This window comes from Ensifer sp. Root558 (assembly GCF_001427045.1).
GTDB lineage: Bacteria > Pseudomonadota > Alphaproteobacteria > Rhizobiales > Rhizobiaceae > Ensifer > Ensifer adhaerens.
The window spans coordinates 198620-222104 of the sequence record NZ_LMGC01000023.1 but is presented as its reverse complement, the minus strand read 5'-3'; the positions used below and the strand labels follow the sequence as shown (position 1 = coordinate 222104).

The window sequence follows — 23485 nt, the reverse complement described above, 5'->3', positions numbered from 1 at the left end:
CTGACCACCCGAACGAGGAGTGAACGATGCAGCAGCAGATCCGTCGGGCAAGCCGAGCCGACCTCGACATCATGATCGAGTGGGCCGCGGAAGAGGGGTGGAACCCCGGCCTCGGCGACGCGGGGCCTTTCTGGGCAGCCGACCCCGAGGGCTATTGGGTGGCGGATGGAGAGGGGGCGCCGGTCGCCGCGATCTCACTGGCGCGGTACAACGAAAGCTTCGGCTTTCTCGGCTTCTTCATCACCCGGCCGGATCATCGTGGCAGGGGCATCGGCCGACAGCTGTGGCAACAGGCGATGTCGGTTGCCGATCGGCGCATCGTCGGTCTGGACGGTGTGGTCGCGCAGCAGGAGAACTATAGCCGGTCCGGCTTCGTCTACGCCCACGCGAACATCCGCTACGGCGGCATCATCGACGTGGTCGAGCCGCCGGGCGCGGATCTGCTGGAGGTCGCGCCGGTGCACATGCCGCTCCTCATCGACTATGATCGCCGCTTCGTCCCGGCGCGTCGCGAGGTGTTTCTGCGCGAGTGGCTGAAGGCGAGCGACGGGCGGCGCAGCGTCTTGCTGCTGCGCGATGGCGCGGTGGCGGCCTATGGGACGATCCGGGCCTGCCGCAACGGCTTCAAAATCGGGCCGCTCTTTTCCGACACCGAGACCGGCGCCGATCTGGTCTTTCGCAAGCTTGCCGCCGGCGTCAACGGCAGCGAAGTATACCTCGATATCCCTGAACCGAACGCCTCGGCCAAGGCACTTTGCGATCGCTACAATCTCAAGCCCGTGTTTGAGACCGCGCGCATGTATCGTGGGCCGGATCCGGGGCTGCCGCTGGCGCGAATCTACGGAATTACCACTTTCGAGCTGGGCTGACGGAGGGGAGGCGACGGCGGGGCCGGCTTCTGTCAGCCGGCCATCGCGTCTTCATATTCGGCGGAAAGTTCGAGCCATTGCTCTTCGGCATGCGTGAGTTTCGCTGCCGCGTCGGAGCGTTCCTTGGCCTTTTGTGCAGCCTTGGCCGGCGACTTTTCGTAGAGCGCCGGATCGGCAAGTTCCACATCAAGTGCCTGAATCAGTTTCTCCAGCTTTCCGGTCAAGGATTCGATTTCGTTGATCTTCTTGCGGAGCGGCGCCAGCGAGGCGCGCTTGTCGGCATTGACCTTGCGCTGGTCCGCCTTCGAAAGGCTGTCGTCGACACCGGTCGGCCTCGGCTTCTCGTCCTTCGCCTTGGGGCCACCGACAATCAGGCTGCGGTAATCTTCGAGGTCGCCGTCATAGCTCGTCACGGTACCGTCGCGCACCAGCCACAGCCGGTCGGCCGTCGCTTCGATCAGGTGCCGGTCGTGTGAAATCAGGATCACGGCGCCGGAATAGTCGTTGAGTGCGGTGATCAGCGCGTTGCGGCTGTCGATGTCGAGGTGGTTGGTCGGCTCGTCGAGGATCAGAAGGTTCGGCGCGTCGAAGGCGGCAAGGCCCATCAGCAACCGCGCCTTTTCGCCGCCGGAAAGATCCTTGGCGGGCGTTTCCATCTTTTCCGTCGCAAGCCCCATCTGCGCCACGCGTGAGCGCACCTTGGCTTCAGGCGCTTCCGGCATGCGCCGGCGCACATGCTCGACCGCACTTTGCGTCGGGATCAGGTCGTCGAGCTGATGCTGGGCAAAGAAGCCGACCTTGAGATTGGGAGCGATCTTCAGTTCGCCCGCCTCAGGCGCGAGGCGACCCGAGATGAACTTGGCGAAAGTGGACTTGCCGTTGCCGTTCGAGCCGAGCAGCGCGATCCGGTCGTCCGTGTCGATCCGCAGGTTCAAGCGCTTGAGGATAGGCTTGCCGGGCTCGTAGCCGACGGTACCGCCGGTGACGGCGATGATCGGCGAAGCCGCTTCCTTCTCCGGATCCGGGAAGGAGAAGCCCTGGACATGATCTTCGATCACGGCCGCAATCGTTCCCATGCGCTCCAGCGCCTTGACGCGGCTTTGCGCCTGGCGCGCCTTGGTGGCCTTGGCCTTGAAGCGGTCGATGAAGCTTTGCAGGTGCTTACGCGCCGCATCGTTCTTGGCCTTCGCCTTCATCTGCAACTCGTCGGCTTCCGCCTTCTGCCGCTCGAACTGGTCGTAGGGCCCGCGATAGAAGGTGAGCTTCTTCTGGTCGAGATGCACAATGGCGTTGACCGCCGTGTTCAAGAGGTCGCGGTCGTGGCTGATGATGATGACCGTGTGCGGATAACGGCGGATGTAGTCCTCGAGCCACAGCGTGCCTTCAAGGTCGAGATAGTTGGTCGGCTCGTCGAGCAGCAGCAAATCCGGCTCGGAAAAGAGTACGCCCGCAAGCGCCACCCGCATCCGCCAGCCACCGGAAAACGACGAGGCGGGACGCAGCTGTGCTTCATGGTCGAAGCCGAGGCCGGCGAGAATGCTTGCAGCACGCGCTTCGGCCGAATGGGCGCCGATGTCGGCAAGCCGCGTCTGGATCTCGGCAATCCGGTGCGGATCGGTCGCGGTTTCGGCTTCGGCGACCAGCGCCGTGCGCTCCTTGTCCGCCTTGAGCACGATCTCGATCAGCGGTTCTTCTGTGCCGGGCGCTTCCTGCGCGACCTGGCCGATGCGCGCGTTTTTGGGTAGCGCGATCGTGCCGGCTTCCGACGCGAATTCGCCGGTTATGATGCGAAACAGCGTGGACTTGCCAGCGCCGTTTCGGCCCACGAGCCCCGCCTTCGTGCCCGCCGGAAGCGTCACGGATGCGTTTTCGATGAGGAGACGTCCCGCGATGCGGGCGGAAAGGCCGGAAATCTGGATCATTGCGGCCTTTTGCCCGGACTTGGCCGGGAAGGCAAGAGGCGTCGGCGTGCTGTTGCCACCGCTGTGGCGGGTCGGGAATTCAAGAGGTCATTGTTATCGATTTTTGAACAAGGCGTTCCGACAATCGATACTACACATCCTCATCGTGAGGGACCATCTCAACAACGGAAGGGCGGGGAACGCTCTTCTGACCGCCTCGATCGACCGAACGCCAGTGGCAGAGGCCCCGCGTTCCGAGGGACGACCGATCCGGCCAAGGACATTTTTGATGAAACCTCGTTCAGCCGAACGAGCCTCCCAGGAGCAAAGACCATGAAAACCGCAATCCAGACCGCTCTTTCCGCCGCTCTCGTTGCAACCGCTATCCTCGGTGGCGCTTCTGCTGCCTTTGCCGGCGGCAGCTACTATGAAGGCGTCAGCCCGACGCCGCTCTATACCGAGCGCACGCCGGCCGTCACCGGCAAGTCGTCCTTCACCATCGGCAGCTCCGAAGCCGGCTATGTCGATCGCACCAACACCGGCTCGGTCGCAAACTTCAGCGTCGCGCCGAAGAGCGTGATCGGCGGCGAAGGCGAATACTACCAGGGCATTTCGCGCTAACGGCGATGAATGAGGGGGCGCGGGTTTTGGCCCGCACCCCATTTCAAGGGATTTGATGGATCACCGTGATGATCCTATGAGGCGACCCCAAGCGCCTATGCGGGCCTAGTCCCCGACCTTCTACCTCCACCAAGGAACAGATTGATGAAGAAGTCCTTTGCCGCAATCCTCGTTGCGGCGGCCATGCTCGGCGGCGCGTCCGCCGCTGTCGCAGGCGGAAGCTACTACGAGGGCGTTAGCTCCACGCCGCTCTTTACCGGCCGCGCCGAAGCCTCCGCCGGCACCGGCGTGTCCGCGACCGCAAGCCGCGGCGACTACTATGCGGGCATCGAAGACAGATCCGTCGACAAGACGGCAACCGGCGCGATCGCCAATGGCGGCGCCAGGGCTTTCGGCGAGGCCGACCAAAACAAGCAGTAAGTCACGCCAGACGGTTGACCGAACAACCCGGTCCCGCCCACGCGGGGCCGGGTTGTTTCGTTTTGGCGTTGCCAAATGAGGTACATTGCCATGACAGAAAAAGTCGAAGTCGCCGAGCGGCTCTTCGAGCTCTACCACTGCGTTCATCGCCTGGTGAACGCATCGATGTCGGAGGAAGGCGTTTCGCTCGCGCGCAGCAAATTCCTGTTTTATCTGAACACGCTCGGCCCCTGTCGCTGCGCGGATATCGCCTCGGCGCTCGGCTTTGCGGCCAGAACCGTCACCGAAGCGATCGATGGCCTGGAGCGGGGCGGCATGGTCCTGCGCGAACCGGATCCGGAAGACCGCCGCGCGAAGATCATCTCGATCACCGACCGCGGTCGGCTGGCGCTGGAGGCGGCACTGCAGCCGCGCCATCGCACGATCGATGAGCTGTTCTCAGCGCTCGACGATTGTGAACGCACCGAATTCTTCCGGCTGCTCGGCTGTCTGCGTGAAAGGGCGTCGGAAATCGACGAAAGCCGTCACCCGGACGCCGCCTGATTTGCAAGCGTCAAGCGGCGCTCTGGCCGTAGCCCCTGCCGCGGCCGAGGGCCGCCGAATAGCACAGGATGCCGGCGCCATCGCGTGCGCCGGCGAGGGCCTGCTCCGCCTGGGTCAGCAGATCGGCGCTCGTCGATGCCGGTTGCGCAAGGGTGATGCCGGCCGCAAGCGAAAGCGTCTCGGCCGTGTGCGCCCGTCCGGGGAGGGTGACCGTCAGTTCCTTCACCGACTGCCGCAGACGCCGGGCAATGGCCTCGGCATTTTCGGTGCTGACATCCCGGCACACGAAGGCAAACTCCTGCTGGCCCACGCGGGCGACGAAATCGTCCTTCTTGATCGACTTGCGAAACAGCGTCGAGAGCTTGGAAAGCGCCTTCGCGGCGACCGTGCCGCCGTGGTGCTCCGCCATTTCACGCAGCCCTTCCACCGAGGCAAGAAGCAGGGCAACCGGCTGGTCTGCCCGTTCCGCTTCGAGGATCGAGTCGAGTTTTGCCGTCAGCGCCAGGCGGTTCGGCAGGCCCGTGGCCGGGTCGCGGGTCAGGGATCGCCGGCTTTCGGCAAGCTCGCCTTCGAGTTCGGCGAGACGTGTCATGCTGGTTTCCAGCGCCTGCTGGAGAGCGCCTTCTTCATTCGTCAAACGGCCAGCCGCTTCCCGCAGTCGCGCGGCGTCGTCGGCGAATTCGGACATGCCTGCAACGGGGTCCGTGGCCAGGCGGCCGGCGAAATGGTCCAGTTCATCCTTGAAGCTCTGTTTCTGCAGCAAGGCGAGCCTGAGCTTTCCGGCAATCTCGGCAAGCGCTTCCTGGCCCGCGGCTCTCGCGCGGTCCGCGGCAAGTGCTGCATGGGAGATGAGGTGATGCCTGAGACCCAGGGCATCCAGCGCATCCTGCTGCGGGTTGTGCCCGAGTGCGGCGAGTTCGCGGGAAAGCTCCGGCAGGCGACCGGATAGCGCCTCGTAGACAAGCTCGTAATTGCGGGGCAGGGCCGCGATCCCGTGCGCCGACATCGCATGCGCCACCTTCAGAATGATCGCCGCCTGCCTTGCCTGCGATCGGCTGGCATCCGCTGGAACTTGCCTGTTCATTCTGTCGTGGCCCCCGGTCGCTTCTCGATCTCTGGCTTGATAAGCCGCCACTATGAGAGGGCTGCATTTAAGGGAGTCTGAAGATTTCGGGCTCTGGGCGATTCCCGCCCGGTATGGTTGCTAAATTCCATCGGTCCTCCGTCCACTGCAACCGCATGTCGCGGGGAATGGACGGTCGTCAACTGTCGCCATCTTTATACTTGACGCCTTTAGTCACCAATTATATTCGGCGCTGCTAAATCGGGCATCGAGCCCGGGCAAACAGCGACGGTCAAGCATGTCCCTCTCGTTCATTGCGGATCTGGCGAAATGGGGCGACCGGCCGGCGCTGGTCTTTTCCGGGCAACGGATCGTCACCTATCGCGAACTCCATGAGCGGGTCACCCGCCAGGCACTTGCCTTTCGCGGTCCGCGCGGGCTGGTAACGATCGAGGCCGAGCTTTGCGAGCATGCGATTGTCGCCTATCTGGCAGCGCTCGCCGCCGGGCATGCCGTCGCCATGCAAGCCCCGAAGAACGGCGCTGCCGGCTCCTGGGTCGATGCCTTCGAGCCAGACTTCGGCTTCCGTCGCATCGATGGCCGCTGGCGCACGGAGCATCTGCGACAAGGCGATCGGACGCCCCATGACGAACTGGCCGTCATGCTCTCGACATCGGGCAGCACCGGTTGCGGCAAGGCCGTGCGTCTCTCGCGGGAAAACATTTCCGCCAACGCTGTGGCGATCGCGGACTATCTCGGCCTGACGGCGGAAGATCGCGGCTGCCTGATCCTGCCGCTCCATTATTCCTACGGCCTGTCGGTGCTGAATTCTCACCTGGCCGTCGGCGCCAGCCTCTATATTCCCGGCGGCTCCATCCTCGATGCCGGTTTTCTCGATGGTCTCGCGGAAAGCGGAAGCACGAACCTCTCGGGCGTGCCCTACTCCTACGAGCTGCTGGAAAAAGTGGGCTTCCGCGACCGTCGCTTCGCCAAGCTGCGTTTCATGACTGTCGCCGGTGGCCGCTTGAGCGCTGATGTTATCCGACTCTACAACGACCATCTCGGCACCCAGGGTGTGGCTTTCTTCGCCATGTACGGCCAGACCGAGGCCACCGCCCGCATCGCCTATGTGCCGCCGGCTCAGCTTTCCGGCAACGAGGACAGGATCGGCGTCGCCATTCCAGGTGGACGCCTTCTGATCGTGAGCGAGAGCGGCGTGCCGATCGAAAGCGACGGCGTGGCTGGCGAACTCGTCTATCGCGGCCCGAACGTCATGATGGGCTATGCCATTTCACGGCATGACCTCTGCCGCGGCGCCGACCTTGCCGAATTGCGGACCGGCGACCTCGCCATGCGCCATGCCGACGGCCTGTTCCAGATCGTCGGCCGCATGAAGCGGATCTCCAAGATCGCCGGGTTCAGGATCGCGCACGATGTGCTGGAAGCGGGGCTCGAGGCGCGCGGCATCACCGCTGCCGTCGTCGGCGACGATGCCGGCCTTCACGCCTTTTACGCCGGCAGCCGCGATGCCGAAGAGATCAGGCGGCTCTTGGCGCAGGCAAGCGGGCTGACATTGGCCCACCTGAAGGCGACGCCCCTTGCCGAGATGCCGCGGCTTGCCAGCGGCAAGATCGATTACAACGGGCTGAACATGGCGGCCCGCCAGGCGGCGGCCAGTGGCGGTGATGATAACGGCGGTATCGAAGGGCTCTTTGCCCAGGTCTTCTATCCGAAGCGGGTGAAGCGGTCCGACAGCTTTGTCTCGCTCGGTGGCGATTCCTTGCGCTTCGTTCAGCTGTCGATCGGGCTGGAAAAGGCGCTGGGGCAAGTTCCGGATACCTGGGAGACCTTGCCGATCGCCGAGCTATCGCTCCAGGAACGGCGCGAGACTGCCACGCGACGGATCGGCACGGACCTCTTGATCCGTGCGCTTGCCATTCTTCTGGTCGTCCTGCACCACGAGGTCCTGTGGCCGATCCCCGGCGGGTCGGCGGCAATGGTCGTTCTCGCCGGCTTCAGCCTTGCGCGCTTTCAGATGGGAGCGCTGCTTGCAGGCGACGGCTGGGCGATCCTGCGGCCGCTCGCGCAGGTGCTGATCCCCTATTATCTGATCGTTGCGGCCTATGCGGTCGCCTGGGGTGAGGTGCCCTGGGCCTCGGTCTTTCTCGTCGGCAACTTCGGCGTGGCCCTGCCGGAAACGCACGGCATGGTGCCCTATCTCTACTGGTTCATCGAGGCCTATTGCCAGATGATGGTGGTCTTCGTCGGGCTCTTTGCCGTCCCGCAGTTTCGCCGTTTCGTGTCGGCAAAACCCTTCGCCGCCGGGATGGCCTTGCTTCTGGCCGCGCTTGTTACCCGTCTGGCGCTGCCACTCGTCTGGCCGATCGGCAATCGCCAGATCTTTACGCTGCCATGGATCTTCTATCTCGCCGTCATTGGCTGGTGCGCCGCCGTTGCGGAAACGGCCAGGCAGCGGCTGCTGTTGATGCTGGCCGGCACGGGGGCCCTCCTGTTCTTCGGCCTCTACGAAGGAGTCTGGATCGGCACGAAGATCAAATATCTGCTGCAGATCGCCGTCCTGGCAGCGCTGCTTTACCTTCCACGCGTCAGTCTGCCGCGCTGGTCGGCTCAGCTCATCCTGCCCCTGTCGGCGGCGGGTTTCCACATCTACATCCTGCACCGCTTCGTGCCGGAATTGCTGATGGTGCCGATGCAGCCGGCCTTGCCGCCGGCGGCTTTTTCGCTGCTGTCGATCGTCGGCGGCGTGGCGCTCGGCCTCGTCGCATGGCTCGGCCAGCGTCAGCTCTTGAAGAAGCTTACCGCATGGCGCGGGCGTGAGATCCGGCCACTGCGGCTGTTCGGCTTCGAGGCGTTACGCTCGCCGTTACGCCCACTGTGATCCTTGGGTCCTCAGAAACTGGGCCAGGTCCAGTATCAGGGACGGGCGCCCGTCGCGTGCGCCTGACCGCGATGGTGGGTCTGGTGGTTGAAGAAGTGGCCGAGCGTCGGCGCCAGCCTCTGCGCGACGGCCGCCGGATTGGTGAGCGTTCTGTAGCTAAGCAAAGCGCCAAGGCGCTCGTCGCTGAGGTTGTCGATCCAGGCGATGATGCGTTCGTCCTCGGCCGCCCGCGCGGCGGTAAGCCCGGCGAGGTCCTCGTGCAGGGTCGTGTCGAGTGAAGCAGGGGTATTGCCCTCGCCTGTGAAGCGCTTCATCCAGATGCGGTCGGCAACGAGGATATGATTGAGGGTTGAAAGCAGTGAGCCGAAAAAGGCGCCGCGGTTTTCCCGCAATTCGGCATCGGTCAGCTCCGCAGCAGCAGCATAGACGAGGCGGTTCGCCCAGCGGTTATAATCGGCGAACATGCGAAAATGATCGAGCATCGGCTACCTTCCTGATGGCTGCGGTTGCGGATGGCGACGCTAACCCGGAACCGCATTCCTGTGTCTGATATCATTCATGAAATTTACTGATTTGATGACGCGGCGGATATGTCGTTCAAGAGGACGCCAATCGTCCCGGAGAGTTTGCATGACTAGAAAGCTCTATTCGCTGTGTGGATCCGACAGGGCGCGTCCCTTCTCGCCGCATGTGTGGAAGACCGCGATGTCGCTGGCCCACAAGGGGCTCGACTTTGACACCGTGCCGATCGGTTTCACCGAAATCCGAGCGATCGAGGACGGGGCGACGAACCTGGTGCCGTTGCTGCGGGATGGAGAAAAGCTCGTGAAGGACAGCTTCGAGATCGCCCTTTATCTCGAACGGACCTATCCGGACCGTCCGGCGCTCTTTGCCGGCGAGGGGGCGATGGCGATCTCCCGCTTCGTCGAGGGTTGGTCGCAGACGACGCTGCACCCGGCCGTCACCCGCATCATTATCCGGGACATTCACGACCGGCTGGACCCCGTCGATCAGGCCTATTTCCGCGAGAGCCGGGAAAAGCGCTTCGGCACGTCGCTCGAGGCCGTGGCCGAAAGTGGCGGATCCTCTCTCGCAACCTTCTCGGAAAAGCTCGAGCCTTTGCGCCATCTGCTGAAGATTCAGGATTTTCTGGGTGGTGCAACGCCGCTTTTCGCCGACTACATCGTCTTCGGCGCGTTTCAATGGGCGCGCATCGTCTCGCCGCAGCGCCTGCTTCAGCCGGGTGATCCCGTCACCGCCTGGTTTGAGCGCTGCCTCGATCTGCATGGCGGGCTCGGGCGCAGTGTGACGGCTGCGTGAAACCCGCCTGGCCTAAGCCGAATCATCGGTGAACCCCCTTGTTTTGCGCGGAATTGGCGGCTAATGAACCGCCACTTCTCAAGAAACAAGGGATTTGAGCCAATGGCTATTGAACGTACCTTCTCGATGATCAAGCCGGACGCGACCAAGCGCAACCTGACCGGCGCCATCACCAAGATGCTCGAAGATGCCGGCCTGCGCGTCGTCGCTTCCAAGCGCGTCTGGATGAGCCGTCGCGAAGCCGAAGGCTTCTACGCCGTTCACAAGGAGCGTCCGTTCTTCGGCGAACTGGTCGAGTTCATGTCCTCCGGCCCGACCATCGTTCAGGTTCTCGAAGGCGAAAACGCAATCGCCAAGAACCGCGAAGTCATGGGCGCCACCAACCCGGCAAACGCTGACGAAGGCACGATCCGCAAGGTTCACGCTCTCTCGATCGGCGAAAACTCGGTTCACGGTTCGGATGCTCCGGAAACCGCTGCTGAAGAAATCGCCTACTGGTTCTCGGGCACCGAGATCGTTGGCTGATTCAAAATCTTCGGTTCGAGCCATAGCGGCTTGAATTGACTCAGGATTTGAGCCGGAGCGGAAACGCTCCGGTTTTTTGTTGCCCGGTCTCTCAGACGGGGCACTTCGCGGTCTCGAAATGGGCTGGTGCCTTGCCGCCGCTGAAGACCGCCGGGTTCTTGTCGTAGGCCGGGCCCTCGACCAGCGGTTTGGCCGGCATGATGTCCTGATCGACATCGGAGACGACGGTGGTCTCAAGCTTCTGCAGTGACTGGCCTTCGGGGCCTTTGACCTCGATCGACACCGTATAGGGGCGATCCTTCTTCACGCAGGTGACATCGGGGCTTTCCAGCACCACCTTCTCCAACTTCGGAAAGAGCTTGCGCTCCAGTGTCAGCGCGTCGCCGCCGGCCGGATTTTCGAAGCGCGCCACCACGATGCTGCCGTCGGGCACCGCCTCGGCCTTGGTCAGCGTGACCATGTAGGTCGCATAGGCGAGGCGGTAGTTGAAGACGAACATCTTGCCCGTCAGCTTCAGCGGATCCGGGCCGCTCTCGCGCTGACATGCCGCAGCGGCAAGTGCGATGGCAAGTGTGGCCAAGATCCCGAATGTCCTTGTCATGGGCCTGCTTCTTCCCTGTTGCGGTGATAGTGGCGCTTGGCTTTGGTGCGGTTGCCGCAGACGGCCATGTCGCACCAGGTGCGGCTGCGGTTGCGGCTGCGGTCGAGAAACAGCCAGCCGCAATTCGGGCAGATCTTCAGCCGATCGGGCTCGGGGTTGGCGGCAAGCGTGAGCGCCGATTGCGCCGTTGCGGTGTCGAGCGAAAGCAGGCCGCCCTGGTGCGTCGAGCCGCGCAAGACGCCGGCGATGGCTTCCAGCAGATCCGCCAACAGTTCCGGCCGGCCTGTGTCCGAGATCTCTGCGCGAAAATGCCGGTCGGTCGCTTCGCGCAACTGCAAGAGCCGGTCACGGTTCTCCGCGGCGACAGGCGCAAGCGCGCCGAAGCGTACACTCTCCGCGCTGTAGCGGTTGGCGGCTTCTGCAAAGGAATGGAGTGCGACGACATCGGCGAAGCGGTCGATCCGGCGTTCGGGATCGAAACGCAGGACGATGGAATTGGCGACATCCAGTGCCAGGGCGCCGCCGGCAAATCGATGGGCTGTCCAGGTGAAGGTCATGCAAAAATCCTAACTGGCAAAATGGATTTTACCAGTTATATTGATCTTGTCACGCTCCGGATGCGCCATGCTCTATTTTCTGCAGCAGCTCGCCAATGCCGTTCCCGTCGCAGCGCTCTACGCGGCGCTGGCCTTTGGCTACGCGATCGCCTTTGCCGTGACCCGCCGGGCCGATCTCACCTATGGTGCGCTCTTTGCCTTCTCGGGCCAGATCTTTGTGCTGTTTGCTGCTTTCGGCTGGGACCGGCTGTGGCTGGTGCTTCCGGCCGCCCTTGGTCTCGGTACGGCGGCTGCCCTGACTTTCAGTGTTGGTGCCGGGCTCGTCGCCGGGCGGTATGTCATGCGGCCGTTGGCCTTCTCGTCGGCCAACACCGTCGTCGTCGCCTCGCTCGGCTGCCTGCTGGTGCTGATGGAGACGGCACGGCTTGCCTCGGAGACCCGCAGCCTGTGGCTGCCGCCGTTCCTCAATGCCAACATCGTCTTCTGGGATGATCCGCGTTTCCCGGTCACGTTGACCGTCATCCAACTCGGCGATACCGCGCTGATGGCGGCGTTGGTGGCGGCCGGGCACTGGTTCCTGACCCATTCGCGGGCAGGGCGGTTCTGGCGGGCCGTCTCCGAAGACCGGGGGGCTGCAGCGCTTTGCGGGGTTGACGCGGCCACTGTCTACATCGCCGCCTATGGCGCGGCGTCCCTGATTGCTGCCCTTTGCGGCATCCTCGCCGCGTCCTACTACGGCAACATGGATTTCGGCACGGGGCTTACTTTCGGCGTCAAGGTACTGTTCATCGCCGCCATCGGCGGCCAGGCCTCGCCGCTCTATGCAGCCCTCGGCGCTGCCGCGGTCGGCCTGCTCGAAACGCTATGGAGCGCCTATGGGCCGATCCTCTGGCGCGACTTTGCGATCTTCGGATTTCTGGTGATCGTGCTGGCGGTGACGCGCAAGGAGAAGGTCATTCCCTGACCTCAAGGAACGGCGGCTACTTCGACCAGCGGTCCCGTGCGGTGTCGTCGGCATCCTTGGCGCTGACCCAGCCGCCGGTCGTGCCGTCGCCCAAATGTTCCTTCTTCCAGAAGGGAGCCGATGTCTTCAGGAAATCCATGATGAAGTTGGCGCCGTCGAAGGCGGCCTGCCGGTGCCGCGAGGCGGCAACGACAAGCACGATGTTCTCGCCGGGAAGGATCTTGCCGTAGCGGTGGATGGCGGTGGCCGCCTGGAGCGAGAAGCGCTCGACCGCCTCCTGGCATATGCGTTCGATCTCCGCCTCGGCCATGCCGGGGTAGTGTTCCAGTTCGAGGGCGGCAAGCGTGCCTGCCTCGTCGCGGCAAAGCCCGGAAAAGGTGGTGATGGCGCCGATGTCGGCACGCCCGGCCGAAAGCTTGGCGACCTCGCTATTGAGGTCGAAATCCTCGCGCTGGACGCGCACGGTCACCGGCGCGCGCATGGCCTCAGCCACCCGTCATCGGCGGAAACAGGGCGATCTCCCGGGCGCCGGCGATCGGCTCCTTGTGGTCGACATGTTCCTGGTTGATGGCCGCGCGGATGACGTTTTCATGTTCGAGCGCCGCCTCGTATTCCTCGCCGAGCGTCTTCAGGTGCTGAAGCAGATCGGCAATGGTGACGACACCGGCGGGAAGGTCGAGGGTTTCCTCGCCCTTGCCGATACGCTCGCGCACCCATGAGAAATAGACCAGGTTGACGGTGCTCATTCGTTGACCACGTGCTTGAGGCCGGCGCGGAAGTAATCGTAGCCCGAATAGAGCGTGATCGCGGCGGCAATCCACAGGAGCACGATACCGGCTTCCGTCGTATAGGGCAAAATCTTGTCGCCGGCCGGGCCGGCAAGCAGGAAGGCGATGGCGACCATCTGGATCGTCGTCTTCCACTTGGCGATGCGGGTAACGGGAACGCTGACCTTCAGCGCCGCCAGATATTCGCGCAGGCCCGAGACCAGGATTTCACGGCACAGAATGATGATCGCAGCCCAGATCGACCAGCCGGCGATCGTGCCGTCGGCGGCGACGAGCAGCAGGATGGAGGCGACCAGCAGCTTGTCGGCGATCGGATCGAGCATCTTGCCGATGTTCGATGTCTGCTTCCAGATGCGCGCTAGATAGCCGTCGAAGAAATCGGTGATCGAGGCAACGGCAAAAAGCGCCACTGCCGTCCAGCGCGCGAAGTCCGAACTGTGCAGCCGTCCTTCGACGAAGAAGCAAAGGACGATCAGCGGCACGATCAGGATGCGGAAGTAGGTGAGCAGGTTCGGGATGCTGTAGGCGACGGGCGTGGGCATGGATTCGTGTTCTCTGGTTCGTCAGGTACAGAAATGACTTTGCTGGCCGGAGGTCAACAGGTCATCGTCGTCAACTGTCATATTTGCCCTATCGCATGTGAACGCCGGGTGAATTGTGACATCAGGTTTTCATTTCCCGGCATCGTCGTGGAAATGTTCGTAGACCAGCCGCGCCACCGTTTCGGAAATCCCGGCGACGGCCATCAGGTCGTTGATGCCGGCGCGCGAGACGGCTTTGGCGGTGCCGAAATGCGTGAGCAGCGCGCGCTTGCGCGTCGGCCCGATGCCGGCGATCTCGTCGAGCGGGTTCTTGACCATCTCCTTTTTGCGGCGAGCCCGATGCGAGCCGATCGCGAAACGGTGCGCCTCGTCGCGCAGCCGCTGGATGAAATAGAGCACCGGATCGCGCGGCGGCAGCGTGAAGCTGTCGCGACCGAGCGCGAAGAAGCGTTCGCGGCCGGCGTCGCGATCGACGCCCTTGGCGACGCCGATCGCCGTCACGCAGTCCTCGACATCGAGCTCCTTGAGGATGGCGCGCACCGCGGTCATCTGTCCCTGACCGCCGTCGATGAGAATGACGTCGGGCCAGGCGGGGAAAGCGGCATCGTCACCGACCTCCGCGCTCCGGTCCGGTTTGCCCTCTTCCTTCAGCAGCCGCGAGAACCGCCGCGTCATCACTTCGCGCATCATACCGAAGTCGTCGCCCGGGGTGATGTCGGTCGATTTGATGTTGAACTTGCGGTACTGGCCTTTGACGAAGCCTTCCGGCCCCGCCACCACCATGCCGCCGACGGCATTGGTGCCCATGATGTGCGAGTTGTCGTAGATCTCGATGCGGCGCGGCGTGCGCTCCAGCTTGAAGGTTTCCGAGAAGCCTTCGAGCAGGCGCGACTGCGAGGCCGTTTCTGCCAACTTGCGGCCGTGCGCCTCGCGCGCATTGGCGAGCGCGTGATCGACGAGATCCTTCTTTTCGCCGCGCTGCGGCACCTGGATCGCGACCTTGTATCCGGATTTTTCGCTCAGCGCCTGGCCGAGCAGTTCCTGCTCTTCCACCGCTTCGCAAAGCAGGATCTGCCGCGGACAGGGCTTGTCGTCGTAGAACTGTGCGAGGAATTGCGAGAGCACCTCGGCCGTCGGCAGCGACGGGTCGGCCTTCGGGAAATAGGCGCGGTTGCCCCAGTTCTGCCCGGTGCGGAAGAAGAACACCTGGATGCAGGAGATGCCACCCTCGTGGTGGATCGCAAAGACGTCGGCTTCCTCGACACCAGAGGGGTTGATGCCCTGGTGGCTCTGGACGTGGCTGAGTGCGGCGAGGCGGTCGCGGTAAAGCGCTGCCCTTTCGAAGTCGAGGTTCTCGGCTGCCTCGCCCATGGCGGCGGCGATCGTCGCCTTCACCGCTTGGCTCTTGCCCGAGAGGAAGTCCTTAGCCTCCTGAACGAGTTCCGCATAGCCTTGATCGCTGATTTCGCCGGTGCAGGGCGCCGAACAGCGCTTGATCTGGTAGAGCAGGCAGGGGCGCGTGCGCGTCTCGAAGACGCTGTCGGTGCAGGTCCGAAGCAAAAAGGCGCGCTGCAACGAATTGATCGTGCGGCCGACCGCGCCGGCGGACGCGAAGGGACCGAAGAAGTCGCCCTTGCGGCTGCGTGCGCCGCGATGCTTGTAGAGTGCCGGTGCACGGCTGTCGCCGGTCACCAGGATATAGGGAAACGACTTGTCGTCGCGCAAAAGCACGTTGAAGCGGGGCCTCAGGCGCTTGATCAGGTTGGCTTCGAGCAGCAGCGCCTCGATCTCGGTGCGCGTCGTCACGAACTCCATGTTCGCGGTCTCGCGCACCATGCGGGCGATGCGGTTGGAATGGCCGCGCCCCTGGGCATAGTTGCTGACGCGCTTCTTCAGGCTGCGCGCCTTGCCGACATAGAGAACGTCGCCGGCCTCGTTGAACATGCGATAGACGCCGGGGCCATTCGGCAGCAGCTTGACGAAGGCCTGGATCAACTCTGCGCCCTTCAGTCCCTCGGTCTCCGAGTGATTCTCGTGCCACTCGACGACGGCCGCAATGCCGCTCCCGTCAGACACTTCGATCAGGTCGTCGTCGTCTTCCGCTTCGCTGCCATCATAAAGGATGCCGCCGTCGGCCGGCACGCGTCCATTCATTCCACTATCTCCCTGATGTCGGGCGTTTCCCAGGCGAGGTGCTGGCCCCCGTCCAGCGCAATCATCTGTCCGGTAATCGACGGCGTGTCGAACAGGAAGCGGATCGTCCGTCCGAATTCGTCGAGCGTCGGCCCGCGCTTCAAGATCAGCGCATCGACCTGCGCCTCAAAATCCTTCGGGTCCTGCCGTTCGTTCGGCAGCGTCGGTCCGGGGCCGATGCCGTTGACGCGGATGCGCGGGGCGAGTGCCTGCGCCATCGTCCGGGTGGCCGTCCAAAGCGCCGACTTGGACAACATATAGGAATAAAAGCGCGGATTGGGAGCCCAGACGCGCTGGTCGATCACATTGATGATGAGCCCGCTGGCCTTGGCCGGCAGTTGCGCGGCGAAATCGCGCGCCAACAGGGAAGGGGCTTTCACATGCAGCGCGAAATGCTGGTCCCAGACCTCTTCGTCGAAGGCATCGAGGCTATCCTTCTTGAACAGCGACGCATTGTTGACGAGCAGATCGATCGGCCCGAGCGCTGCTGTCGCGCGCTCGATCAGTGTCGATGTCGCGCCCGTATCCGTAAGGTCGGCTCGAATCGCGACGGCATTCGTTCCCGTCTTCTTCAGGGTTTCGGCCAGGGCCCGCGCTTCGTCAAACGAGGCATCGGCATGAATGGCGACCGCAAAGCCGTGGGCGGCCAGGTCCTCCACTATAGCTTTACCGATCCTCTTGGCGCCCCCGGTTACGAGAGCCGCCTTCAGTGCTTTCTTCAACGTTTCATCCCGCTTTTTCGAATCTTCGCGTCAGCGGACGAAGATATAGGGAAGAAACGCGGGGCTGAAACACTCCCTGACGATTCCTTGCCCAAAAATTAATGGAATTGGCGTAAATTGTATTATTTTGCGTACTTATAGTATAGCTTTCGTTAATCTTGATTTATGGTTAACAAATATCCTGTGGCGCCAAAGCAACATCAAACTTCGGGCGCGTTTGTGCCACCAAAATTTCACATTTTGGCTCTTGTGAATCCGCATTTGCTGGCCAATTTCAGCTCAACCGGGCGGGTTACATTAAGAGTTGCCTGATGTTTCACTGTGGGACCCCAAGCCCTCGGCGCATCGGGACGAAAAGGAGAATGTTTATGCGTACGCTCACCACCACCCTCATGGCTTCGGCTATGTCCCTCATCGCCTTCCAGGCCGCCCAGGCTGCAGACGCGATCGACGAAGTTCCGGCAGCTCCGCAGGCCGAATACAGCGAGCCGGCAGTCAAGAACTGGTCCGGCGCCTATGTCGGTGGCACCGCCGATTGGAAGCATGGCCAGCACGATGCGACCGGCAGCAACACCGCAGCCGGCTTCGGCGGCGGCCTCTATGGTGGCTACAACGTTCAGGACGGCCAGATGGTATACGGCGGCGAAGCCGATATCGGTTACTCCGGCCAGGATTCGACTAAGGGCAACCTGCGCATGAAGCAGGGCGTCAACGGCTCGCTCCGCGGCCGCGTCGGTGTCGATCTGAACCCGGTCCTCGTCTACGGTACCGCAGGTCTTGCCGTCGGCCAGACCAAGGGCACCGTCGGCGGCGCTTCCGACAAGAACACCATGGTCGGCTGGACCGCAGGCGTCGGTGCTGAAACCTTCGTCACCGACAACATCACCGCACGCGTCGAGTACCGTTACACGGACTACGGTTCGAAGGACTTCCGCATGGGCAGCACCAAGGTCTCGTCCGGCTACGACGAGCACGCTGTTAAAGTCGGTATGGGCGTGAAGTTCTGATCGGCTTCTGCCGGATCAAAGAAAAGGCCGGGGAGACCCGGCCTTTTTTGTGTCTGCACGTTAGGCCTTGAACTTGGGGTAATCCGGGAAGTGTTTTTCGAACTTCGCCGGCCAGTTCTTCAGCTTGGCGCGCCCCTTCTGCCATTCGCCGGCAAACCGCAGCTCGATGTAGCGCAGCATCGCCGCGAGTGCGAAATGGCCTGCATTGAGCTTGGCCCCGGTCTTCGGCAGGTTGGCATTCAGATGGTCGAGGCTGCGCTCGACCTTTTCCCATTGCCGGTCGATCCAGGGCTGGTGCACCTTTTCCGGCGGATGGGAGCGTTTCTCGTAGACGATCGACAGCAGGCTGTCACAGACGCCGTCGCATAGCGCTTCCAGCAACTCGACGTCGGTGCGCTTTTCGGCGTTCCTGGGATAGAGCTTGCCCTTGGTCTCCCGGTCGATGAAATGCATGATGGTACGGCTGTCGTAGAGCGCCCGTCCGTCGTCGAGAATCAGCGTCGGGATCTTGCCGAGCGGATTGTTGTCGATCAGCTCCGGCGGGTTGGCATTGGTGTCGGTCAAGACACTTTCGGCCGCATAGCCCGCATAATGCGCCGCCATGCGCACCTTGTTCGAATAGGGCGAGGCGGGCGAGTACAAGATCTTCATCGGGCGTCTTTCCTTCCAGGGATTGCGAGATGGGTTTCTGACAGGTGCCTTCTGCGGCTGGTCAAAGCGCCGGGGGCAGCGACACGCTTTCCTTTCGGCAGGCCTGGCGATCGACCGCCGGGCAGGCGCGGAAATTGAGCGACTTGTCGAAGCAGATCCGGATTTCCTCGAGCCGACTACCCTCGCAGGTCACGGCGACCGCGTCCTTCGTCATGCCGGGATTCTTGGCAACGAGCGCATCTTCGATGGCGGCGACGCGCAGGCCCTTTTCTTGCGGGGGAGGTGCGAGCTCCAATGGCAGCGTCAGCCGGTCCCAGGCCGCGCGCGTGACGGCGAAGTATTCCTCCTGACTGAGGCCGGAGCAGGTCCCGTGCTTGCGCCATTGGTGGCCGATCAGGCCCATCGATGGAATGAGGTCGAGATATTGCTTGCCGAGCGACGACGGCACGCGATCGGACTGTCGTGTCGGGCAGAAGTCCGGATAACCCCGTTCGTTCTGCGGCCACAGGCCATGCACGATCAGGCCGCGATTGCCGCCGACTTCGCACTGGCTGGATTTTCCCTTGGGGTCATTGTCGCCGCACCAGGTCGGCGACCAGGAAAGCGAGAGCACATAGAAATCGAAGCCGCTGCCGACCGGCACCGTAACGGCCGCCTTCGTGGCTTGCGTTCCCGTCGCCGTCGGCGCCTTTTCAGTGTTCTGATCGCTGCAGCCAACGAGGGCTGCTGCAACGAAAAGCGCCGGCAGAAGCCGGCGCGTTTTCCGGAATGATCTCATGATTAACGGAGCGAGGCGCAATAGGCGCCGTAGACATACCAGGGATCGAGGCCGCCGACGCAGAACTCGATGCTTCTGCCGACGCCGGCAAAGCCCCACGGGCGTTCGATGAGGTAATAGAGCGCACGCTGTTCGCCGTTGGTCATCACAGCGGTCCCGTAGCAATATTCACGCTCGACGAGATGCGTCTCGTCGCGGAACTCCTGCCGATTCTGCCCCATGTCGCGGATCTCGGCGATCGAGAGATTGGCGTGCAGGTAGTTTGCATCCCGATACTCGAAACGGGATGTGATGAAGCCGAGAACCGAGGATTCACTGCAGACCCCGGCGTTGTAGGATTGCGCCTGGCTGCTGCCGATGTAGTCGGCGGCAATGGCGCCCGGCGCCGTAGCGCCGGCGAGGGAAAGCGAAATGAGAAGCGTGGCGGCGAGCGTGCGAGTCATGGGCGTCTCCCTATGTCGTCGCATGAGATTGCGGTGCGTCGCGCCCGTCCGTCAAGCCCCTCGGGTTGTCTGTTCTTCCCCGCGCAGCCAGAAGCAGCGACTGGACGCGAAACGATCCTGCCCCAACCGGCTTTTCAGGAACGGCAGCAGCAGGTCGAGCTCGCTCTTCAGCGTGAAGGGCGGGTTTACGATGATGAGGCCGGAACCGGAAAGCCCTGTGGTTTCCCGGTCGCTTCTGACGGACAGTTCGGCGCAGAGCATCTTCGGGATGTCCAGCGCCTTCAGCGCCTCATGAAACGCTTTGATCGGCGCGCCCTGCTTCAGGGGATACCACAGGCAATAGACGCCGCCGGTAAAGCGGCGGTAGCCGCGCGCAAGGCCATCCACCAGCCGTTCGTATTCGCCCTCCTTTTCGAAGGGTGGGTCGACGAGAATCAATCCGCGCTTTTCCTTCGGCGGCAGGTGCGCGCCCAGCGCCAGCCAGCCGTCGAGCTCGGTGACGCGGCTCTGGAAATCGGCGTCGAACAGCCGGTGCAGCGTTTCGTAGTCGTCCGGATGCAGCTCCATCGCCGAAAGCCGGTCCTGGGGTCGGAAGAGCATGCGCGCGAGCTTCGGCGAGCCAGGGTAGAGCGTCAGCTCGGAGCCGGGGTTCAGCGCGCGGATGGAGGACAGGTACGGGGCGAGGATCACCGCGATCTCCGGCGGCAGTTCGCCCTCGAGCAGCCGGCCGACGCCGTCGCGCCATTCGCCGGTCTTCTGCGCTTCCTCGCTGGAGAGGTCGTAGAGCCCGATGCCCGCATGGGTATCGAGAACACGGAACGCCTTCTCCTTCTGCTGGAGGTAGGTGACGAGCCGTGCCAGCACTGCGTGCTTCAGGACGTCGGCAAAATTGCCTGCGTGATAGATGTGCCGATAGTTCATGAGCGCCGCCGATGGCTGTGATCAATAGTTGCGATGGGTGGGCGATTGGCTCTTTGAGCCGAAATGCCGATGCCATATAGAAAAGCCATGAACGTTGCGACCCCCATCAAAGCAGAAAAAACCATCGGCCACTCGGTCTGTCCGCACGACTGTCCCTCGGCCTGCGCCCTGGAAGTCGACCTGACCGCCGAAGGGCGGATCGGCCGTGTGCGCGGTGCAGCCGCCAATACCTACACCGCCGGCGTGATCTGCGCCAAGGTGGCGCGGTATTCCGAGCGCATCTATCATCCCGACCGTCTGATGGTGCCGAAGCGCCGCAAGGGCGCCAAGGGCGAGGGCGGCTGGCAGGAGGTGAGCTGGGAGGCCGCGCTCGACGAGATCGCCGATCTGTTCATTCGCGCCGAGCAGAAATATGGCGCCGAGACCGTGTGGCCATACTTCTACGCGGGCACCATGGGCCAGGTGCAGCGCGACTCGATCGACCGGCTGCGTCACGCCAAGCGCTATTCCGGCTTCTTCGGCTCGATCTGCACGAACATGGCCTGGACCGGCTTGAGCATGGCGACCGGCGCCTTGCGCGGCCCCGACCCGCGCGAAATGGCCAAGGCCGATTGCGTGGTGATCTGGGGCACGAATGCGGTTGCGACCCAGGTCAACGTGATGACCCATGCGGTGAAAGCCCGCAAGGATCGCGGCGCGAAGATCGTCGTCATCGACATCTACGACAACCCGACGGTCAAGCAAGCGGACATGGGCCTGGTGCTGAAGCCGGGCACCGACGCAGCACTTGCCTGCGCCGTGATGCACATCGCGTTTCGCGACGGCTACGCCGACCGGGCCTACATGGCGAAGTTCTCCGACGATCCGGCCGGCCTTGAAGCGCATCTGAAGTCGCGCGGGCCGGAGTGGGCGTCGGCGATCACCGGCCTTTCGGCCGAGGAAATCGAGGCCTTTGCAAAATTGGTCGGCACGACGCCGCGGACCTATTTCCGGCTCGGCTACGGTTTCACGCGCCAGCGCAACGGTGCCGTCGCCATCCACGCGGCGGCATCCGTGGCGACCGTGCTCGGTTCCTGGAAACACGAAGGCGGCGGTGCCTTCCACTCCAACAACGATATCTTCAAGCTCGACAAGCGCGAGTTGATCGGCTCGGCCTTTCACGATCCGGATGTGCGCATGCTCGACCAGTCGCAGATCGGCCGGGTGCTGACCGGCGACGCCGAGGCGCTGCGCCACCGCGGGCCGGTGACGGCGATGCTGATCCAGAACACCAATCCCGTGAACGTCGCGCCGGAGCAGCGGCTGGTGAAGCGCGGCTTCCTGCGCGACGACCTCTTTGTTGCCGTGCACGAGCAGTTCATGACCGATACGGCTGCTGTTGCCGATATCGTGCTTCCGGCCACCATGTTCCTGGAGCATGACGATCTCTATCGCGGCGGCGGCCATCAGCACATCCTGATAGGCCCTAAGGTGGTAGAACCACCCTCGACCGTGCGCACCAATCTGTTCGTCATCGAGGAACTGGCCAAGCGCCTTGGCGTTGCCGATCATGCCGGCTTCGGCCTGACCGAGCGTGAGCACATTGATCGGCTGCTCGCCAACTACGGAATCGGCTACGAAGAGATGAAACGGGAGAAGTGGCTCGACTGTCAGCCCGCCTTCGAGGAGGCGCACTATCTCAACGGCTTTGGCCACCCGGACGGCAAGTTCCGCTTCAAGGCGGATTGGACGGGGACGCCGGCGCCGAACCGGCCGCCGAAGTCGATGGGCATTCAGGGGCCGCACCAGGCGCTGCCGGAGTTTCCTGATCATGTCGACCTCATCGAGGTTGCCGACGCCGAGCACCCGTTCCGGCTGGCGACCTCTCCGGCTCGATCCTTCCTGAATTCGACCTTTGCTGAGACACCGTCCTCGACCCAGAAGGAAGTGCGCCCGGAAGTGATGGTTCATGCGGAAGATGCCGCAGAACTCGGCATTGCCGATGGCGATGTCGTCCAACTCGGCAACGTCCGCGGCGAGGTGCGTCTGCATGCGAAGATCGGTGGCGGCGCCCGTCGCGGCGTCGTCATCGCCGAGGGCCTGTGGCCGAATGGCGCGCATCTCGACGGGGAGGGCATCAATGTGCTCACCGGCGCCGATGCGGTGGCGCCGTATGGTGGTGCCGCCTTTCACGACAACAGGGTCTGGGTAAGGTTGGCGCGCTAAGTCAGGTTGTAGAACGGCAGACGGAACCTCCCATGAGCGGCGACCACCACCATGCAGATGTCACGAGCACGCCGGTTTCAAGGCTCTGGGCCTCGCTTGGCCTGACCGGCGGCTTCATGCTGGCCGAAGTCGTCGGCGGCATCCTGACCGGCAGCCTGGCGCTGATATCCGACGCCATGCACATGCTGACCGACACAGCGGCCCTTGCGATCGCGCTCGTCGCGATCCATGTCGGCCGTCGCCCGTCAGACCTCTTGCGCACCTATGGCTACGCCCGCTTCGAGATCCTGGCTGCCGCCTTCAACGCGCTGCTCCTGCTCGGTGTCGCCTTCTACATCCTCTATGAGGCCTGGAAGCGGCTGTCCGAGCCGCAGGAGATCCAGTCCGGCAGCATGCTGGTGATTGCCGTCGTCGGCCTTCTCGTCAATCTCGCCTCGATGCGGCTGCTCACCAGCCACAAGGACGAAAGCCTCAACGTCAAGGGCGCCTATCTCGAAGTCTGGTCGGACATGCTGGGCTCGCTCGCCGTCATCGTCGGCGCGGTGGTCATCTGGCTGACCGGCTGGCAGTGGGTGGATTCGCTGCTCGCTGTCGGCATCGGCTTCATGGTCTTTCCGCGCACCTGGGTGCTGCTGAAGGAGTGCGTCAACATCCTGCTCGAAGGCGTGCCGCCGGGCATGCGCCTCGCCGATGTCCACGCGACGATTGCCGCCGTTCCCGGTGTTGCCTCCGTGCATGACCTGCACCTCTGGGCGATCACCCAGAGCCAGCCGTCGCTGACCGCCCATGCGGTACTTGCCGACGGTGCCGATGCCGAGACCGTGCGCCGCGCAATCGAGGAGCAGTTGCGCGCGACGTTCGACCTGCACCACACGACGCTGCAGATGGAGCGGGAAGATCGCGCGGCAGCGGAACATATCCACTGATGGCTGAAAGGGCGGGATTGCACTCG

General features: G+C 63.3%; 24 protein-coding genes and 1 pseudogene. 11 read left to right on the top strand and 14 right to left on the bottom strand.

The window, feature by feature from the left end; genetic code table 11:
- Positions 1–26: 26 nt before the first annotated feature.
- On the top strand, positions 27–869 hold the full coding sequence (locus ASD63_RS20900) for a GNAT family N-acetyltransferase (protein ID WP_060529818.1): 843 nt from the start codon (positions 27–29) through the stop codon (positions 867–869).
- Positions 870–901: 32 nt separating this feature from the next.
- Here ASD63_RS20900 and ASD63_RS20895 read toward each other — a convergent pair whose 3' ends face one another.
- Positions 902–2791 carry an ABC-F family ATP-binding cassette domain-containing protein gene (locus ASD63_RS20895; protein WP_034803907.1) on the bottom strand — a complete coding sequence of 630 codons (1890 nt, stop codon included), beginning with the start codon at positions 2789–2791 and terminating at the stop codon, positions 902–904.
- 312 nt (positions 2792–3103) lie between these two features.
- Between ASD63_RS20895 and ASD63_RS20890 the strand changes: the two genes are divergently transcribed.
- The 3 genes from ASD63_RS20890 (at position 3104) to ASD63_RS20880 (ending at position 4354) form a co-directional block, all read left to right on the top strand.
- On the top strand, positions 3104–3391 hold the full coding sequence (locus ASD63_RS20890) for a hypothetical protein (RefSeq protein WP_034803904.1): 288 nt from the start codon (positions 3104–3106) through the stop codon (positions 3389–3391).
- A 144-nt stretch (positions 3392–3535) separates the two neighbouring features.
- Positions 3536–3811: a hypothetical protein gene (locus ASD63_RS20885; RefSeq protein WP_060522129.1), complete on the top strand. Its 276-nt coding sequence runs from the start codon at positions 3536–3538 to the stop codon at positions 3809–3811.
- Between the two features lie 90 nt (positions 3812–3901).
- Positions 3902–4354 carry a MarR family transcriptional regulator gene (locus tag ASD63_RS20880; RefSeq protein WP_034803889.1) on the top strand — a complete coding sequence of 151 codons (453 nt, stop codon included), beginning with the start codon at positions 3902–3904 and terminating at the stop codon, positions 4352–4354.
- 10 nt (positions 4355–4364) lie between these two features.
- On the opposite strand, the gene ASD63_RS20875 is transcribed toward ASD63_RS20880, so the two are convergent.
- The gene (locus ASD63_RS20875; RefSeq protein ID WP_034803886.1) at positions 4365–5438 is read right to left on the bottom strand and encodes a GGDEF domain-containing protein; all 1074 of its coding nucleotides are present in this window, start codon (positions 5436–5438) and stop codon (positions 4365–4367) included.
- A gap of 277 nt (positions 5439–5715) precedes the next feature.
- Here ASD63_RS20875 and ASD63_RS20870 point away from each other — a divergent pair, with 277 nt between their 5' ends.
- Positions 5716–8316: an AMP-binding protein gene (locus tag ASD63_RS20870; RefSeq protein WP_034803882.1), complete on the top strand. Its 2601-nt coding sequence runs from the start codon at positions 5716–5718 to the stop codon at positions 8314–8316.
- Here the strand turns inward: ASD63_RS20870 and ASD63_RS20865 are convergent.
- A pseudogene (locus ASD63_RS20865) lies at positions 8302–8798 on the bottom strand (DinB family protein). The gene ASD63_RS20870 and the pseudogene ASD63_RS20865 overlap by 15 nt on opposite strands.
- A 148-nt stretch (positions 8799–8946) precedes the next feature.
- On the opposite strand from ASD63_RS20865, the gene ASD63_RS20860 reads away from it, so the two are divergent.
- Both ASD63_RS20860 and ndk read left to right on the top strand, forming a co-directional pair.
- On the top strand, positions 8947–9636 hold the full coding sequence (locus tag ASD63_RS20860) for a glutathione S-transferase family protein (RefSeq protein ID WP_060529817.1): 690 nt from the start codon (positions 8947–8949) through the stop codon (positions 9634–9636).
- A 102-nt stretch (positions 9637–9738) separates the two neighbouring features.
- Positions 9739–10161 (top strand): nucleoside-diphosphate kinase, encoded by a 423-nt coding sequence (gene ndk / locus ASD63_RS20855; RefSeq protein ID WP_034803877.1) that lies wholly within the window; start codon positions 9739–9741, stop codon positions 10159–10161.
- A 91-nt stretch (positions 10162–10252) separates the two neighbouring features.
- Here the strand turns inward: ndk and ASD63_RS20850 are convergent, their stop codons facing one another.
- Together ASD63_RS20850 and ASD63_RS20845 are read right to left on the bottom strand one after the other, a co-directional pair.
- Positions 10253–10762 carry a hypothetical protein gene (locus ASD63_RS20850; protein WP_034803874.1) on the bottom strand — a complete coding sequence of 170 codons (510 nt, stop codon included), beginning with the start codon at positions 10760–10762 and terminating at the stop codon, positions 10253–10255.
- Positions 10759–11319 (bottom strand): CGNR zinc finger domain-containing protein, encoded by a 561-nt coding sequence (locus tag ASD63_RS20845; RefSeq protein ID WP_034803871.1) that lies wholly within the window; start codon positions 11317–11319, stop codon positions 10759–10761. The genes ASD63_RS20850 and ASD63_RS20845 overlap by 4 nt, the downstream gene beginning before the upstream one ends.
- 67 nt (positions 11320–11386) lie before the next feature.
- Here ASD63_RS20845 and ASD63_RS20840 point away from each other — a divergent pair, with 67 nt between their 5' ends.
- Positions 11387–12283, top strand: a complete 897-nt coding sequence (locus tag ASD63_RS20840) for a branched-chain amino acid ABC transporter permease (RefSeq protein WP_034803868.1) — start codon at positions 11387–11389, stop codon at positions 12281–12283.
- A gap of 16 nt (positions 12284–12299) precedes the next feature.
- On the opposite strand, the gene ASD63_RS20835 is transcribed toward ASD63_RS20840, so the two are convergent.
- The 5 genes from ASD63_RS20835 to ASD63_RS20815 all read right to left on the bottom strand — a co-directional run bounded on the left by ASD63_RS20835 (position 12300) and on the right by ASD63_RS20815 (position 16528).
- Complete coding sequence (locus tag ASD63_RS20835) at positions 12300–12764, bottom strand: molybdenum cofactor biosynthesis protein MoaE (protein WP_034804281.1); 465 nt, start codon at positions 12762–12764, stop codon at positions 12300–12302.
- A 4-nt stretch (positions 12765–12768) separates the two neighbouring features.
- Positions 12769–13029, bottom strand: a complete 261-nt coding sequence (gene moaD, locus ASD63_RS20830) for a molybdopterin converting factor subunit 1 (RefSeq protein WP_034803865.1) — start codon at positions 13027–13029, stop codon at positions 12769–12771.
- Positions 13026–13613 carry a CDP-diacylglycerol--glycerol-3-phosphate 3-phosphatidyltransferase gene (pgsA, locus tag ASD63_RS20825; RefSeq protein WP_034803862.1) on the bottom strand — a complete coding sequence of 196 codons (588 nt, stop codon included), beginning with the start codon at positions 13611–13613 and terminating at the stop codon, positions 13026–13028. The genes moaD and pgsA overlap by 4 nt, the downstream gene beginning before the upstream one ends.
- A gap of 129 nt (positions 13614–13742) precedes the next feature.
- Positions 13743–15767 carry an excinuclease ABC subunit UvrC gene (uvrC, locus tag ASD63_RS20820; protein WP_034803860.1) on the bottom strand — a complete coding sequence of 675 codons (2025 nt, stop codon included), beginning with the start codon at positions 15765–15767 and terminating at the stop codon, positions 13743–13745.
- Positions 15764–16528: an SDR family oxidoreductase gene (locus tag ASD63_RS20815; RefSeq protein WP_034803857.1), complete on the bottom strand. Its 765-nt coding sequence runs from the start codon at positions 16526–16528 to the stop codon at positions 15764–15766. Before ASD63_RS20815 ends, uvrC begins: the two co-directional genes overlap by 4 nt.
- Before the next feature lie 368 nt (positions 16529–16896).
- On the opposite strand from ASD63_RS20815, the gene ASD63_RS20810 reads away from it, so the two are divergent.
- Complete coding sequence (locus tag ASD63_RS20810; protein ID WP_034803854.1) at positions 16897–17535, top strand: outer membrane protein; 639 nt, start codon at positions 16897–16899, stop codon at positions 17533–17535.
- Between the two features lie 60 nt (positions 17536–17595).
- Here the strand turns inward: ASD63_RS20810 and ASD63_RS20805 are convergent, their stop codons facing one another.
- The 4 genes from ASD63_RS20805 to ASD63_RS20790 form a co-directional block, all read right to left on the bottom strand.
- Positions 17596–18186 (bottom strand): glutathione S-transferase, encoded by a 591-nt coding sequence (locus ASD63_RS20805; RefSeq protein ID WP_034803852.1) that lies wholly within the window; start codon positions 18184–18186, stop codon positions 17596–17598.
- 61 nt (positions 18187–18247) lie between these two features.
- Entirely contained in the window at positions 18248–18964 is a 717-nt protein-coding gene (locus tag ASD63_RS20800; protein ID WP_082572950.1) for a ribonuclease T(2), read from the bottom strand.
- A 2-nt stretch (positions 18965–18966) separates the two neighbouring features.
- On the bottom strand, positions 18967–19407 hold the full coding sequence (locus tag ASD63_RS20795; protein ID WP_034803848.1) for a hypothetical protein: 441 nt from the start codon (positions 19405–19407) through the stop codon (positions 18967–18969).
- 51 nt (positions 19408–19458) lie between these two features.
- On the bottom strand, positions 19459–20328 hold the full coding sequence (locus ASD63_RS20790) for a 23S rRNA (adenine(2030)-N(6))-methyltransferase RlmJ (RefSeq protein ID WP_034803845.1): 870 nt from the start codon (positions 20326–20328) through the stop codon (positions 19459–19461).
- A 69-nt stretch (positions 20329–20397) separates the two neighbouring features.
- On the opposite strand from ASD63_RS20790, the gene ASD63_RS20785 reads away from it, so the two are divergent.
- Positions 20398–22533, top strand: coding sequence for a molybdopterin oxidoreductase family protein (locus tag ASD63_RS20785; RefSeq protein WP_034803842.1), 2136 nt, complete (start codon positions 20398–20400; stop codon positions 22531–22533).
- 32 nt (positions 22534–22565) lie between these two features.
- On the top strand, positions 22566–23459 hold the full coding sequence (locus tag ASD63_RS20780) for a cation diffusion facilitator family transporter (protein WP_034803839.1): 894 nt from the start codon (positions 22566–22568) through the stop codon (positions 23457–23459).
- Positions 23460–23485 lie beyond the last annotated feature (26 nt).

Coding starts and splice junctions, on each gene's coding strand:
- ASD63_RS20900 (WP_060529818.1), top strand. CDS start 27: ATGCAGCAGCAGATCCGTCGGGCAAGCCGAGCCGACCTCGACATCATG.
- ASD63_RS20895 (WP_034803907.1), bottom strand. CDS start 2,791: ATGATCCAGATTTCCGGCCTTTCCGCCCGCATCGCGGGACGTCTCCTC.
- ASD63_RS20890 (WP_034803904.1), top strand. CDS start 3,104: ATGAAAACCGCAATCCAGACCGCTCTTTCCGCCGCTCTCGTTGCAACC.
- ASD63_RS20885 (WP_060522129.1), top strand. CDS start 3,536: ATGAAGAAGTCCTTTGCCGCAATCCTCGTTGCGGCGGCCATGCTCGGC.
- ASD63_RS20880 (WP_034803889.1), top strand. CDS start 3,902: ATGACAGAAAAAGTCGAAGTCGCCGAGCGGCTCTTCGAGCTCTACCAC.
- ASD63_RS20875 (WP_034803886.1), bottom strand. CDS start 5,438: ATGAACAGGCAAGTTCCAGCGGATGCCAGCCGATCGCAGGCAAGGCAG.
- ASD63_RS20870 (WP_034803882.1), top strand. CDS start 5,716: ATGTCCCTCTCGTTCATTGCGGATCTGGCGAAATGGGGCGACCGGCCG.
- ASD63_RS20860 (WP_060529817.1), top strand. CDS start 8,947: ATGACTAGAAAGCTCTATTCGCTGTGTGGATCCGACAGGGCGCGTCCC.
- ndk (WP_034803877.1), top strand. CDS start 9,739: ATGGCTATTGAACGTACCTTCTCGATGATCAAGCCGGACGCGACCAAG.
- ASD63_RS20850 (WP_034803874.1), bottom strand. CDS start 10,762: ATGACAAGGACATTCGGGATCTTGGCCACACTTGCCATCGCACTTGCC.
- ASD63_RS20845 (WP_034803871.1), bottom strand. CDS start 11,319: ATGACCTTCACCTGGACAGCCCATCGATTTGCCGGCGGCGCCCTGGCA.
- ASD63_RS20840 (WP_034803868.1), top strand. CDS start 11,387: ATGCTCTATTTTCTGCAGCAGCTCGCCAATGCCGTTCCCGTCGCAGCG.
- ASD63_RS20835 (WP_034804281.1), bottom strand. CDS start 12,764: ATGCGCGCGCCGGTGACCGTGCGCGTCCAGCGCGAGGATTTCGACCTC.
- moaD (WP_034803865.1), bottom strand. CDS start 13,029: ATGAGCACCGTCAACCTGGTCTATTTCTCATGGGTGCGCGAGCGTATC.
- pgsA (WP_034803862.1), bottom strand. CDS start 13,613: ATGCCCACGCCCGTCGCCTACAGCATCCCGAACCTGCTCACCTACTTC.
- uvrC (WP_034803860.1), bottom strand. CDS start 15,767: ATGAATGGACGCGTGCCGGCCGACGGCGGCATCCTTTATGATGGCAGC.
- ASD63_RS20810 (WP_034803854.1), top strand. CDS start 16,897: ATGCGTACGCTCACCACCACCCTCATGGCTTCGGCTATGTCCCTCATC.
- ASD63_RS20805 (WP_034803852.1), bottom strand. CDS start 18,186: ATGAAGATCTTGTACTCGCCCGCCTCGCCCTATTCGAACAAGGTGCGC.
- ASD63_RS20800 (WP_082572950.1), bottom strand. CDS start 18,964: ATGAGATCATTCCGGAAAACGCGCCGGCTTCTGCCGGCGCTTTTCGTT.
- ASD63_RS20795 (WP_034803848.1), bottom strand. CDS start 19,407: ATGACTCGCACGCTCGCCGCCACGCTTCTCATTTCGCTTTCCCTCGCC.
- ASD63_RS20790 (WP_034803845.1), bottom strand. CDS start 20,328: ATGAACTATCGGCACATCTATCACGCAGGCAATTTTGCCGACGTCCTG.
- ASD63_RS20785 (WP_034803842.1), top strand. CDS start 20,398: ATGCCATATAGAAAAGCCATGAACGTTGCGACCCCCATCAAAGCAGAA.
- ASD63_RS20780 (WP_034803839.1), top strand. CDS start 22,566: ATGAGCGGCGACCACCACCATGCAGATGTCACGAGCACGCCGGTTTCA.